Origin of the sequence: Pontibacter populi (genome assembly GCF_019336435.1) — a bacterium.
Lineage (GTDB): Bacteria > Bacteroidota > Bacteroidia > Cytophagales > Hymenobacteraceae > Pontibacter > Pontibacter humidus.
Genome location: NZ_JAHWXQ010000003.1, coordinates 262,242 through 276,714 on the forward strand (window position 1 = coordinate 262,242; position 14,473 = coordinate 276,714).

Consider the following 14,473-nt stretch of genomic DNA (forward strand, 5'->3'; position numbering starts at 1 on the left):
AAAAATCAAAATTTAATAAATCAAAATATAGCTATTGCCGTATCAATTACCGACCGCAACAAAAGCTGAACGAACATAACAGCGGCGGTAACTTAAACAAAACCCTCTAAACCCTTATACTTATGAAAGCAGTTATACTTGCTGGCGGTTACGGAACCCGAATTAGCGAAGAGAGCGGCGTAAGACCTAAACCTATGGTCGAAATTGGTGGAAAGCCTATCCTTTGGCACATCATGAAGATCTACTCTTACTATGGCATAAATGAATTTGTGATCTGCTGCGGCTACAAAGGCCACATGATCAAAGAATACTTTGCAAACTATTGCCTCCATAATTCTGATGTAACCTTCGATATGCGCAAAAACAGCATGGAAGTACACAGAAATAACACCGAATCGTGGAAAGTGACGCTTGTAGATACCGGAGAAGGTACTATGACCGGCGGTCGTTTGAAGCGTGTAAAAGAATATGTTGGAAACGAGACCTTCTGTTTAACTTATGGTGATGGCGTAAGCGATGTGGATGTAGCTGCATCTATAGAGTTCCATAGAGCCCAGGGAACAATGGCTACACTTACTGCCGTGCAGCAGCCAGGCCGTTTCGGAGCTTTCAACCTTTCATCAGAAGCAACCAGAATCAACCAGTTCCAGGAGAAGCCAACAGGTGGTGAAATGCCATGGATCAACGGTGGTTTCTTTGTGCTGGAGCCAGGCGTGTTTGATTACATTGAAGATGATAACACTACCTGGGAGCGTGAGCCAATGGAACAACTGGCCAAAGAAGGTGAGCTTTCTGCTTACCGCCACACTGGCTTCTGGCAGCCTATGGATACCCTGCGTGATAAACATGTGCTGGAAGAACTATGGCAGAAAAACGAAGCACCATGGAACGTATGGCAAAAAATGTTGTCCAGCGCCAAAAATTAAAAAATCCCTTCCCAAACTATAAATTCCCTTTACCGATGAAGATATTAATAACCGGAAATATGGGTTATGTAGGCCCTGGCGTTGTTAGCCAGTTACGCGCTACCTACCCGGAAGCTACACTTATTGGCTATGATATGGCCTATTTTGCAACCAGTCTGACCAACGCTCCATTCCTGCCGGAAAGCAAACTGGATCAGCAGCTGTTTGGTGATGTGCGCACGATGCCTGCTGAAGTATTGGAAGGCATGGATGCCGTAGTACATCTGGCAGCTATCTCAAATGACCCGATGGGTACGAAATTCGAAGAAGTAACACTGGATGTAAACTATAGATCAAGTATCAGAATTGCTGAAATGGCGAAAGCTGCCGGTGTTAAGAACTATGTGTTTGCTTCGAGCTGCAGCATGTACGGTGCGGCATCAGAACAAGCTAAAACAGAAGATTCTGAATTGAACCCATTAACAGCATATGCCCGCTCTAAAGTAGCATCTGAAAAGGAACTTGCTCCGTTGGCCGGCAATGGCTTTACAGTAACCTGCCTGCGTTTTGCAACAGCCTGCGGTATGAGCGACAGATTGCGTCTGGACTTGGTACTAAACGACTTCGTGGCTGGTGCTATCTCAACTGGCAAAATCACGATCCTGAGCGATGGTAGCCCTTGGAGACCATTGATCCACGTAAAAGACATGGCACGCGCTATTGAGTGGGCCATTACCAGAACTCCTGATAACGGTGGTGAATTCTTAGCGGTGAATGCCGGTAGCAATGAATGGAACTACCAGGTAAAAGAGCTTGCTGAAACTGTAGCTGAGGTTATTCCGGGTACTGATGTTTCGGTTAACCTCGAAGCTGCTCCGGACAAACGTTCTTACCGTGTAAACTTCGACAAGTTTAAGTCGCTGGCACCGAATCATCAGCCGCAGGTATCGTTGAAGCAGGCGATTCAGGAATTGCGCGATGGCTTGACGCAGATGGACTTTAAAGATGGTGATTTCCGTAACTCACTGCTGATGCGCCTGAAAGTGCTGACCAGCCTGCAGGAAACTAATGCCATTAACGACCAACTGCAATGGCAACGCGGCTCAAAAAAAGTGGCTAAAGAAACTGAATTGGAAATCGCTTAATATCCCCACCCATGATATTTACAGAAACAAAGCTGAAAGGCGCTTATATAATTGATGTAAAGCGTATCGAAGATGAGCGCGGCTTTTTTGGCCGTTCTTTCTGCCAGAAAGAGTTCGAAGAGTTTGGTCTGACCAATGACATCCGCCAGGCGAACGTATCTTATAACAAGAAAAAAGGTACGCTGCGCGGTATGCACATGCAGTTGGCCCCGAACGAAGAAACCAAACTGGTACGCTGCACCCGCGGTGCTATCTATGATGTGATCATCGACATGCGCCCTGATTCAGAAACGTACAAGCAGTGGATAGGGGTGGAGCTAACTGCCGACAACTATAGAATGCTGTTCGTGCCGGAAGGCTTTGCGCATGGCTTCATCACGCTGGAAGATAATACGGACGTGACTTACAATGTAACAGAGTTCTACACACCTGGTGCTGAGCGTGGCTACCGTTGGAATGATCCTGCTTTCAATATCCAGTGGCCAATTGAGCCGGTTGTAATTTCTGAAAAAGACCAGGCACATCCTGATTTTGAAGAAGTATCCAAAGAAACTGAAGGAAAGCTGCTGGTGTAACGCCGGCAGCTTTCTGCATATAACCCTTTAATTCAAGTATCAGATATGATTATAGTTGATAGTGCGCTAGCCAAGCGTCACGCAGAAAATAACCCGATCCGGGTTGCCATGGTTGGTGCCGGCTTCATGGGCCGTGGCATCGCGCTTCAGATCTGCAAATATGTGCAGGGCATGGAGCTCGTAGCCATCGCAAACCGCGACATCTCCAAAGCAAAAAGAGCTTATACTGAAGCCAGCGTAGCGTCTGGTGTGGAAGAGGTAGCTTCTGTTGAGAAACTGGAAGAAAACATCCGCAACGGTAAGTACAGCATCACAGACGATGCGATGCTGCTTTGCAAAGCGGAAGGCATTGATACCATTATTGAAGTAACAGGCGCTGTAGAATTCGGAACAAACGTAGCCATGCGCGCCATCGAAAACGGTAAGCATATCATTATGATGAATGCTGAAGTGGATGGTACTGTTGGCCCGATCCTGAAAGTGTATGCTGACAAAGCAGGTGTGGTATTTACGAACGCAGACGGTGACCAGCCGGGTGTGATCATGAACCTGTACCGTTTTGTGAAGTCACTTGGTGTGAAGCCGGTGCTTTGCGGTAACATCAAAGGATTGCACGACCCGTATCGTAACCCGACTACGCAGAAAGGTTTTGCCGAGAAATGGGGACAGCAGCCATCTATGGTTACTTCGTTTGCCGACGGTAGCAAGATTTCGTTTGAGCAGGCTATAGTTGCCAACGGTACTGGTATGCGCGTTGCCAAGCGCGGTATGCACGGCCCGACTGTTCCTGCAGGAACGCCAATCAAAGAAGCTGTAAACTTATATCCGCTGGAAGACCTGGTAAATGGTCCGGGTATTGTGGATTATGTGGTGGCAGCAGAGCCGGGTCCGGGTGTATTTGTTCTAGGTACGCACGACGATCCGATCCAGCAGCATTACCTGAACCTGTACAAGCTGGGCGAAGGTCCTTTGTATTGCTTCTACACACCATATCACCTGTGCCATTTTGAAGTGCCAACTACCGTAGCACGTGCAGTGTTATTTAACGATGCAGCGCTTACGCCAATGGGCGCTCCTTGTGTAGAGGTAGTTTCTGCCGCTAAAATAGACCTGAAAGCAGGGCAGGTGGTGGATGGCATCGGCCATTACATGACCTATGGTTTATGCGAGAATGCTGATACAACTATAGCTGAGAACCTGTTACCGATCGGTGTGGCCGAAGGCTGTGTGCTGAAGCGCGATATACCGAAAGATCAGGTACTAACGTACGATGATGTCGTGTTGCCGGAAGGCCGTTTAGTTGACAAGTTAGTTGATATCCAACGCCGTTACTTTAATGCTACAGAAAGCTCTGAAAAAGAGCAGATACTGAAAAGTGTTTATGGCAAAAGCGAGTCTTTAACGGAAGCGTAATACTCCTTAACTATACATATGAGCATCCCGGCAAGTATAACTCGTCGGGATGTTTTGTTTAACTATAATTGGAGATTAAATCAGGAAGAGTTAACCCACCCCTAACCCCTCCGAGGAGGGGAATTGGGTACTGCAGAAAAATCCCCTCCTGGGAGGGGTTAGTGGTGGGTTAATACATTATAAGAAAAAGTTAAACGATAGCAATGATGCAAGAAGTAGCGGGCATTATTCCGGCTGCAGGGTTAGGTTCCAGGTTAGGGCAAATGCCATTCAGCAAGGAACTGTTTCCACTGGGTTTTAAGGCTGAAGGAACACCTAAAGTTGTTTCTGAATATTTGCTGGAGCTGATGCGCGAAGGAGGAGCCGAGCAGGTCTGTTTTATAGTTCGTAGCGGAAAGTGGGATATACCAGGTTACTTTGGCGACGGAAGCAACTATAACATGGCCTTCGCTTACCTGCTGATGAACCGGCCTTACGGCACACCGTTTTCCGTTGACCAGGCTTATAGTTTCGTGAAAGGTAAGACGATCGTTTTTGGCTTTCCGGACATTCTGGTTGAGCCTGCAGATGTGTTTACCCAGCTTCTGGTAAAGCTACAGGAAACCAATGCAACTATAGTTCTGGGTTTGTTTGAAGTGGAACATCCGCACAAATGGGATATGGTGGAGACGGACAAAGCCGGAAATGTTAAAACTATAGTTCCAAAGCCTGAGAGCTCAGATTTAACGATGGCCTGGTGCCTGGCTGTGTGGAGTCCTGAGTTTACAGAATTTATGCATCAGGACTTGCAGCAGATAGAGCCCCAATTTATAGTTGGCGAGCGAAAAGAATTACCGATGGGAGCCGTAATACAGGCAGCTATTGAGAACGGAATGATAGTGCAATCCGTATGTTTCACCGGAGGCAGCTGCCTGGATGTCGGTACGCCCGAAGACCTGAAAAAAGCCATTAAGCGCTTAACCTGATTTACCCTTATACCCTGATGAAAATCCTACTGGTACATAACCATTACAAACAATCTGCCGGAGAAGATACGGTGTTTTTTGCCGAAGCAGCCTTGCTCGAAAGCCATGGTCATGAAGTTGACATGTTTACGCTTACCAACAATGAAGTAAACTCCGTTTCTGAAAAACTCCGGGCTGCTGTTGGTGTACTATACAATACTGACAGTGCTGGTTTATTTGAGGCAAAACTAAAGTGCTTTAAACCGGATATAGTTCACGTTCACAACTTCTTTCCATTAATTTCCCCAGCCGTTTTTTATGTAGCACAAAAGCAAAACATACCGGTTGTGATGACGCTCCATAACTATAGGCTGATCTGCCCAAGTGCGTATCAGCACTATAACGGCCGGTTGCATTTGGAAAATGCCGCACAGGTTTTTCCGGTAAAAGCTATAGTTGAGAAGGCTTATCGCGACTCGTATTTCCAGACGGCATCGGTGGTGCTAACAACTGGTATACACAAACTGCTGGGCACCTGGCAGACCAAAGTTGATCGTTACATAGCGCTTACTCAGGGAGCTGCGGATATGTTCCTGAATTCATCTTTAAGACTAAAGCCGGAGCAGTTAACTATAAAGCCCAACTTTACAACAGACCTGGGAGAAGGTGCCACTGAGAGGGAAGATTATTTCCTGTTTGTAGGCAGGCTTTCACCGGAAAAAGGCATAGAGACACTCCTGAAAGCAAATAAACTACATCCATTCAGGCTCAAAATAATTGGCGACGGCCCTTTACGCGGAGCTGTGGAAGAACATGCCGCCACACATCCGAATGTAGAATATTTGGGTTACCAGAAACGACCACGGGTAGAGGAGGAGTTGAAACGTGCAAAAGGACTCATTTTTACATCTGAGTGGCCCGAAATGTTTGGTATGACGATCATTGAAGCTTTCTCGACTGGTACTCCGGTCATTGCCTCAAATATCGGCGGTGCAGCGCACCTGGTACAACACAACTATAACGGATTGCTGTATACGCCGCAAAAAGCCGAAGAACTGGCAGAACAGGTAAAGGTGCTTGAAAACGATAGTAATTTAGCTAACACACTCGGGCAGACTGCGCGAGAAACGTATCTGCAAAACTATACAGCTGAAGTAAACTATAAGCTGCTTCTGGATATCTATACGGATGCAATCCGGGCGAAAAGAAAGTCTGCCCCGGTATTGGCCGAAGCAGACTTGTAACTATAGTTCTCCATAAAAAAAGAAAGGCTGTTAAATTATAACAGCCTTTCTTTTTTTAAGCAACTTTCATTTTAGCCTGTACGGCCTTCTTTTTTAAGTTTTGAAGCAGATCCACAACTTTACCTATCTGTACGGTAATGTTGGCGCGCTGTCCCTGGTCAAAGTTGTACACTTTACGCTTGTTAGGGCAGATAATGTAGTTATAGTCGAGGTCCAGTTTGGTGGCAATGTCATAAAACGGTTCCACTACAAAGCCTTCGTTAAAGATCTCTACTACTTTTGTGCCCGGTTTACAGAAGAACAGACTGATCAGGCCGGCGCCGGTTGCACCCATTACCACGTTGGCTTTAGAGAACAGCTTTACCTTTTCTTTTATAGTTAGTTTGCTCGAAATGATCTTCTGAAAATTAAGCGGCGTCAGGGCTTCCATCAATTCATCCTCGTTTACTACAACCCTTAAACTCGAGTCTGATCTGCTGATATATAAGGATGGAGCTTCCGGTGTGATCAGCTCGTCTTCCTCCTCCGCGTAAGGCAGGAACGAGGACTGTACAAAATTGCAAAGCCATTGCGGCACAAGGGTATGGTTACCACGTGGTGCCGTAGAAGCTATAATGCAATCGGCAGTAATATGCGTGTACTTATCGCCTTCAATAATTTTATCAGCAGGTATGCCCAGCAACTCAAGCGTTTCGCGCTGGTAATCGTAACGGATGCTTGGTACCAGGAACCAGTCTACTTTATCGTAAAGACCACTTTCGCGTAGCAGGTGCAGGCGAGGCAATACATCTATAAACCAGTGGCCGATGTTATTAAGACCTGCGCCGCCGGTTAGCAACGAAAATACAGTTCCCTCAAAACGGTGGGGAGCAGTAAAGTAGCGTTGCTCAAAAATATTGTTCAGGTTTGGCTCTGTTACTTTTCCGCCAACCAGGCTCAGTGATACGTTCTCGATGAGGCGGTTGTATTGAGTAACAACAGCTACACTGCTTTCATTGTCGGTGTAGATACGGCCGTTTGGCACCTCTACCACCATGTAATCAGTTTTTACCTCGCGTGCAGGCTTCCAGTAAAAGGAGCCTGCCTCGTATAGTTCTTCGGGTATGTTAAGCTGTGTTTTAAGCCCGGGATAAATACTATGTACTTTTACTTCTTTCGGGTGTTGGGAATTTGCGTCTTCGATTTTAACCCTGCAGACATCTGATGGCCTATAGCGTGTATTGTATGGGATGATGCGTCCCATAATCTTTCTGACTTGTTTATTCCCCTTCTGGTAGTAGGCCTTAAATTTCATTTGTCTATTTCTTAGTATCCAACTGCTTTTTAATAAACAGGAAATGTTTGGTTCTTATTACTTGGTATAGTTCACAAAATGACTCGTATCTTTTTTGTCCGGATCATTTTTACTGAGTTGTTGCACAACCAGATCAGCAGCTACTTTAACTGCAGTATTGTTCCAGTGCGCGTCATCAGTTGGGTACAAAGCAATGTTTTCCTGTTGGTGAAGTTTCTCAAAATTTGTTTGTGTATCTACTACATCAATATTGCGTTTACGCAACTCTGCCATTAACCTTGGTAAAAAGTCAGGTTTCTTCTTAGATGGCAGCATCTGGTAGTAAATGTTTTCTTTGTTAGGTATTGGCATGAATAAAAACCTGATCCCACGTTCCTGAAGCGCTTCTTTGTAACCTTCCAGGGTGTTTGCCATTTCCATGATCTCTTCTTCTGTAAAGTCGCGGTTCGCAATCTCTCCTTCAATAAAGAACTCATTATTATAGGAGATATATTCTTTTCTGCCGAAAGCACGCTCAAGGCTGGCCAGGGTACGGTGGTATAGACCCAATTTGGTTACGCGGTCCGCTGTTACAAAAAGGTTAGTAAGCAGCGGGGAAGAGTTGATGTGATTGCCTGTAAAGTTTCTTATCCTGGAACCTAAGCTATTTGCTCCGACCGGAGTAAGGTGTGGAATTCTGCGCTCTATGCTGGAAACGATCACCAGCTCCGGCGGATTCTGGATAAACCTGTCAGTGGCCAGGAAACGGCTCATAGTAGCAGGCGCAAAAGAATAAACGTCCTTTTGCAGCTGGCGCTCCAATACTTCGGCAAGCGTTTCATCCTGTGATAGTTTGGCTCCTGTTATATTAGAATCCCCAATCAGCAGTACATCGTGCTCGGTATCACGGTTGCGGTAGCCGTATGCATCTGTAAACCATTCTACTTTACGCTTGGTGGCAAATGGAGTATGCGGGGCAAGTTCGCCTTCTTCCTCCATAATCATGTGCTGGTTCGGGTAAAAAGGACCAGCCATCACATCCATTGTATTAACAGATATCGTTTCCCAGATGCGGAAAGTGAAGAAGTTGATCGGAACTATAGTTGCCTCGATAACCGGCCACAAAGCAAATGGCAACACCAGCAAGGTTAGTTTAACCAGCAGCTTTTTTACGCCCTTGTTTTTCATAACCTTATACAATTAGAATTGAAAATAAATAAACTCCTGGTTGCCAAACTGCCCGAAAAGCAGCACTGCAATCAGAGCGGCATAATATACACCCCACCTCACTACAGCAGGTCGCTGCATGATCAGCTGCGATACACTGCCGTTCCGCTGAATCAGGTGCACGGTCTCCATGATAAGTATAGCCACCACAGAAACTGTAAATACTTTTGCTCCCTGGTCCATGAAGAGCAGGTGATCCAGGTTAACACCGGCAAATACCTGACCGATATTGCCTAAGCCTACAAAACTATACTTGATGATATAGAAGGCATCTGAGATGTTATTAGCCCGGAAAAAAATCCAGGAGAAGCATACCAGCACAAACACGGTGAGTACCTGCACCCATTTGTATAACAAGGGGTGGCTGGTAAGGCCTATTGTTCGGGCCAGTGCGTCGCGCTGCTTAGCGGTAACTATAGCAAATATCAGGTAAAAGCCGTGCAATGCTCCCCAGACAACAAATGTCCAGTTGGCGCCATGCCAGAGTCCGCTTACCAGGAACGTGAGGAACAGGTTATAGTACCAGCGCCATTTTACCACGCGGTTACCGCCCATTGGGATGTATAAATAGTCGCGAAACCAGCTTGAAAGGGAAATATGCCAGCGGCTCCAGAACTCTGAGATCGATTTAGAAAAATAGGGCCTTCTGAAGTTTTCCATCAGGTTATAGCCCATCACCTGTGCTGCCCCAATGGCTATGTCAGAGTAACCCGAGAAGTCGCAGTAGATCTGGAAAGCGAAGAATATAGTTGCCAGTATGAGCGTAATTCCCTCATAATCTGTCGGGTTGTTGTATACCTGATTTACCAGCAAAGCCAGGTTATCTGCTATCACTAACTTTTTAAAGAAACCCCAGGCCATGCGGCGCAAACCGGCTACTACACGATAATAGTCGAAGTCGAAACTGGAGCGCAACTGGCCAAGCAGGTTTTCGGCACGCTCTATCGGCCCGGCCACCAACTGCGGGAAGAAAGTAATGAAGAGTGCGAAAATACCTAAATGCTTTTCTGCTTTAATGCGGCCATTATACACATCTATACTATAGCTCATCGTCTGGAAGGTATAGAACGAGATACCCATGGGCAGCAACAACTCGAAAGCAGGCATGGCATAATTCATTCCCAGGCCTTCGGCTATACCACGCGCACTGTCGTTAAAGAAGTTGTAATATTTAAAGAGCCCTAATGTAACCAGGTTGGCAATCAGTGATATGTATAAGTAGGGTTTACGCTTGTCTTTTTCTTCGTCAGAGTAGCGGCCCATGGCACGACCTGTCAGGTAATCTACTACTGTGGACGCCACTAAGATAATGGTATAAGCTGGCTTCCAGGACATGTAAAAGTAGTAGCTGGCAAGCAACAGGATGATCCACCTTTTATTGCGTGGCGCCAGAAAATACAGGGTAACTACTACCGGAAAGAAAATGAAGAATTCAGTAGAGTTAAATAACATATTTGTGGCCTATTTGGGTGTAGAGGATAGTTTTTATCAGAGCTTTGGATAGTCTCCGGGTAATCAATATAAGCCAGCCTTAAGCTTATACCTTTTCATTTTTTTCTATTATATAGTTATTGGGTAAAAAGGTTGGGCCAAATCTGAAATATTTTTTGACCAGAATATAGTTAACCTTATATAAGCGTTTATACGGTATATTATTTTTTTTGAATATGATTTTATCTTTTATCTGTATAACTAATTAAGTTTTATTGTATTAAAATAATATAACCTTCCCCGGATATAGTCGTTTAAGAGGGCAGCAAATTTGTATATAACTTACAGTGTGTATGCCCCACCCTTACTCTAAAAGGCTGTTTTGCCTGTTTTTTCTATTTCTTATTGTACTTACTACTCATGTTACGGCTTCATTTGCAGCCCGTGTTACTATAGTTGCATTAGCAGCACCTACCTTACAGGCAAAGGCATCGCTGGTTGGTGCCATTAGTTTAAAATGGACACCAGTTGCAAATGCCACAGGCTATGTTCTGGAGAAGTCGAATACCGGAGATGCCTCAACATTTGTGACACTTAAGTCCTTCGGAGCCTCTGAAACTTACTTCCGACACACAGGTCTGTACTATAATCAAAAAATATACTACCGAATAAAGGCTATTGGCACCGGAGAAGAATCTCCTTATAGTTCAGTTACCAGCGCAACTACCCATGCACAGACCAAAGCCTATAAGATTATGCCGCTTGGCGACTCGAATACCGAAGGTGGTGCATCTACTGTTCCTCATGATGAAATGGCCTCCTATCGTGCCAGGTTAGAACAACTCTTAGATGCCAGTGCTATAAAAGATAACTATGATTTTGTAGGCAGCGAGCAGTCCGGAAGTAAGTTTGTGAACGATCTGGACCACGCCGGTATGGGAGGAGCCCGTAACGAGGATATAGTTACGATGCTGCGTAATGGCTTTTATACCCGCTGGTATGATGGTAAGCACATGGGAATGGATAATGCTGGTAATTACCTGGCAACTTTTACTCCTGATATAGTATTGCTGCACATGGGTACCAACGATATCAATAACGATGGTACTGATAACTCCCAGGTAACTGTAAATGAACTGGAAACCATACTGAATGAAATAGATAAGTATGAGCAGAGTTCAGGAAAGGAAGTTACTGTTGTGCTTGCCAAAATAATTAAGTCGCTGTGTATTGGCGAGGACTGTTTTAAAGGACCAAATGGCTCTAAAAATGACGTTATAGAGCTGTATAATAACAAAATGCAGGCCCTGGCAACCAAACGTATAGCAGCAGGCGACAGGTTGGAACTGGTTGATATGGCAGATGGCGGTATTAAATACGAATATACCTACACCGGTGGCGATATGGCAGACAGGATGCACCCGGCCATGAGCGGCTATAATAAAATGGCTACGGTTTGGTTCCCCGTGTTAGATAAGCTTTTAAATGTACAGCCCCCGGCACAGGATACGGAAGCACCGGAAACCAGCATTGCCACAAAACCAGCTGCAAACACGAACAGTAAATCAGCCAGCTTTACTTTTACCAGCAATGAGCAGGAAGTAACATATCAGGTAAGCATTGATGGTACTGCATTTACAACTGTAGCAAGCCCCTATACAATAAATAACCTGGCAGACGGATCTCATACAATAAAAGTAAGAGCCGTTGACCAGGCCAGTAATTTTGACGCGACACCAGCCGTATATACCTGGACTGTAGATACGCAGTCACCGGGCGCACCTATCGTTTTAGCTCCGGAAGAGGATGCTTTACTGAATAAGAACAAACCAACTATAAGCGGTACAGCAGAAGCTGGGGCTCTAGTTAAAGTTTTTGAAGGCAGTACCCAGCTTGGAGCGGCAACCGCTGCCGCAAACGGTAGCTGGAGTTTTGTAGTTGGCACTGCGCTAACAGATGGAGACCATAATCTTACCGCGAAAGCTACCGATGCTGCAGGTAACATAAGTGCGAGCAGCGCCATTCGTACCTTTACGATCGATACAAAAGCGCCTGAGACAACTATAGTTAGCGGTCCGCCAGCGACCACCAGCAGTAAAGCCGCTGAGTTTAACTTAACCAGCAACGAACCCGGCGTAGCCTACGAAGCCAGCCTGGATGGAGTAGCCTTTGCAACTGTCAGCAACCCGGTAACATTTAATAACCTGGCAGATGGATCGCATACGTTCAGTGTGAGGGCCATTGATGCGGCAGGCAATACCGATGCTTCGCCAGCAACACACACCTGGACGATAGATGCCACACCGCCTGCGCCTCCTGTTATAGTTGCTGTTTCAGAAGACCGTGGTCCAGTAAACAATGATAAGATCACATCTGATAATACGTTAAAGTTAACGGGTACTTCCGAAGCTGATGCAACTATAGCGATTACCTTAACCGGAAAAGGAACTATAGGAACCACAAAAGCAAACAGCTCCGGTAACTGGGAATTTGATTACGGAACTACAGCCCTGACAGCTGGCAACTATACCTTTACAGCTACTGCTGCCGATGCGTTAGGAAACACAAGTGCTTCGAGTAATGCCTTCGCCGTAACAATAGACCTTTCGGCACCTACTGTAGTAATTGCCGCGGCGGAGACTGGACCTGTAAACGGACCCTTCGAGACCAGTATCAGGTTTAATGAAGCTGTGTATGGTTTGGCTGTGGCTGATGTGGTTGTAACCAACGGAACTATAAGCAACCTGAAGAGCTCTGATGCAGCAAACTATACCGCAACTATAACACCAGCTTCTGATGGCAACATAACTGTCCAGTTACCTGCTGCTAAGGTTACTGACCTGGCTGGGAACAGCAATACAGTTTCCAATGCTTTTGAAATGCAATATGATGTTACCAGGCCAACTATAGTTTTAAGCACAGATGCAGCTGCAACTATAAATGCAGCCTTTGCGGTAACTATAAAATTAAGCGAACCTGTAAACGGCTTTGATGTAAGTGATGTAACGGTGACCAATGGTACCGCCGCTGCGCTTACGAAAGTTGATGACAAAACGTACACTGTTCAGATAACGCCAACTGCTCAAGGTGAAGTAACGGTAACTATAGGTGCTAACAAAACACAGGATGCAGCTAAAAACGGCAACGAGGCTTCCAATAGTTTGAAGCGTGTTTATGACTCTGCTGCCCCGGCAGGTTATGCGGTTGCCTTTGGCGTAGAGCAGGTTAACATTACCAACGAGCACAAAGTACCAGTAAGCATCACAGGTGCTGAAACCGGCGCAACATATACTTACACTATTACAAGTAGCAACGGTGGTGATCCGGTAACAGGCGCTGGTGAAGCAAAAACAGCAACTATAAATATCTCTGATCTCGACCTTTCAGGACTAAAAGATGGTGCCTTAACCGTTACCATTTACCTGACAGACAAGGCCGGAAATAAAGGGCAGAATGCAACGGCACAGGTGGTGAAAGCAACCAAAGATATAGCATCCATTACGGCAACCGGCGAGCTTAAAGTGCCTTTCAACACTGATTTCAGTGAGATAGCACTGCCGCAGAAAGTAAAAGTGAAATACAACACCGGCGAAGAGGATTACCTGGATGTAACCTGGCAGAAAGGCAACTATAACCAACTAGTACCAGGCAAATACACGGTCAGTGGTGACATCAAACTGGCTGCAAACACAACCAACTTTAGCAACAGGAAAGGAAGTTTAATAATAGTAGTAGAGCCAAACCAACCGCCTACTGCCCTGAACTTGAGCATCAGCAAGTTTAAGCCGGAAGCGGAGCCTGGTGAAGTGCTGGGAACATTTACGACCGAAGACCCGGACGACAAAACGTTTACTTATAAGTTAATTGCCGGCGAAGGAGATGATCAGAATGCTTATTTCTTTATCCAGGGGAATGAGCTACACCTGACCTCGAACAAGGGACTTTCCGGTATCGTTGACTTTAAGATCAGGGTGCAAAGCAAGGACCCTTACAACAATACCATCGAGCGCACATTCACTTTAACCAAATCAGTTTACCAGCCACAGGAAAAAATAAAGCTGGTAAATACTTTCTCGCCGGACGGAGACGGCATAAACGACACCTGGACTGTGCCGGAATTACGCTTCTATAATGAAGTAGAGATTACGGTGATGGACAGAGCCGGCGTGCGCCTGTACTATAGCACCGATCCTGAAAAGGGATGGGATGGAAAAGGAAAGAACGGAGAGGTACAACAGGGCCCATACTTCTATATCATACATGTAAAAGATACAGGGCTGGTACAAAAAGGGGTGCTAACCGTTTTATAATAGCTT

The 14,473-nt window shown here is 45.7% G+C and carries 10 protein-coding genes; 7 read left to right on the plus strand and 3 right to left on the minus strand.

The annotated features are described in order from the left end of the window. The first annotated feature begins 122 nt into the window (after nt 1-122). From rfbF to KYK27_RS12950, 6 genes are all read left to right on the plus strand, one after another. Nucleotides 123-926 (plus strand): glucose-1-phosphate cytidylyltransferase, encoded by an 804-nt coding sequence (gene rfbF / locus KYK27_RS12925; protein WP_199110464.1) that lies wholly within the window; start codon nt 123-125, stop codon nt 924-926. A 35-nt stretch (nt 927-961) separates the two neighbouring features. After that, a complete protein-coding gene (locus KYK27_RS12930) occupies nt 962-2,050 on the plus strand; it encodes an NAD-dependent epimerase/dehydratase family protein (protein ID WP_199110465.1) in 1,089 nt (362 codons plus the stop codon). 11 nt (nt 2,051-2,061) lie between these two features. Next, nucleotides 2,062-2,625: a dTDP-4-dehydrorhamnose 3,5-epimerase gene (gene rfbC / locus KYK27_RS12935; protein WP_199110466.1), complete on the plus strand. Its 564-nt coding sequence runs from the start codon at nt 2,062-2,064 to the stop codon at nt 2,623-2,625. Between the two features lie 45 nt (nt 2,626-2,670). Continuing rightward, nucleotides 2,671-4,038, plus strand: coding sequence for an NAD(P)H-dependent oxidoreductase (locus KYK27_RS12940; RefSeq protein ID WP_199110467.1), 1,368 nt, complete (start codon nt 2,671-2,673; stop codon nt 4,036-4,038). 203 nt (nt 4,039-4,241) lie between these two features. Then, entirely contained in the window at nt 4,242-5,003 is a 762-nt protein-coding gene (locus KYK27_RS12945) for a sugar phosphate nucleotidyltransferase (protein WP_199110468.1), read from the plus strand. Nucleotides 5,004-5,020: 17 nt separating this feature from the next. Further along, nucleotides 5,021-6,226, plus strand: a complete 1,206-nt coding sequence (locus KYK27_RS12950; RefSeq protein WP_199110469.1) for a glycosyltransferase family 4 protein — start codon at nt 5,021-5,023, stop codon at nt 6,224-6,226. A 55-nt stretch (nt 6,227-6,281) separates the two neighbouring features. On the opposite strand, the gene KYK27_RS12955 is transcribed toward KYK27_RS12950, so the two are convergent. The 3 genes from KYK27_RS12955 to KYK27_RS12965 all read right to left on the minus strand — a co-directional run bounded on the left by KYK27_RS12955 (nt 6,282) and on the right by KYK27_RS12965 (nt 10,178). Then, a complete protein-coding gene (locus tag KYK27_RS12955) occupies nt 6,282-7,469 on the minus strand; it encodes a glycosyltransferase family 61 protein (RefSeq protein WP_199110470.1) in 1,188 nt (395 codons plus the stop codon). A 108-nt stretch (nt 7,470-7,577) separates the two neighbouring features. Beyond that, nucleotides 7,578-8,687, minus strand: coding sequence for an alginate O-acetyltransferase AlgX-related protein (locus KYK27_RS12960; RefSeq protein WP_199110471.1), 1,110 nt, complete (start codon nt 8,685-8,687; stop codon nt 7,578-7,580). 12 nt (nt 8,688-8,699) lie between these two features. Continuing rightward, nucleotides 8,700-10,178 (minus strand): MBOAT family O-acyltransferase, encoded by a 1,479-nt coding sequence (locus KYK27_RS12965; RefSeq protein WP_199110472.1) that lies wholly within the window; start codon nt 10,176-10,178, stop codon nt 8,700-8,702. Between the two features lie 332 nt (nt 10,179-10,510). Here KYK27_RS12965 and KYK27_RS12970 point away from each other — a divergent pair, with 332 nt between their 5' ends. Next, nucleotides 10,511-14,467: an Ig-like domain-containing protein gene (locus KYK27_RS12970; RefSeq protein WP_199110473.1), complete on the plus strand. Its 3,957-nt coding sequence runs from the start codon at nt 10,511-10,513 to the stop codon at nt 14,465-14,467. Nucleotides 14,468-14,473: the final 6 nt, after the last annotated feature.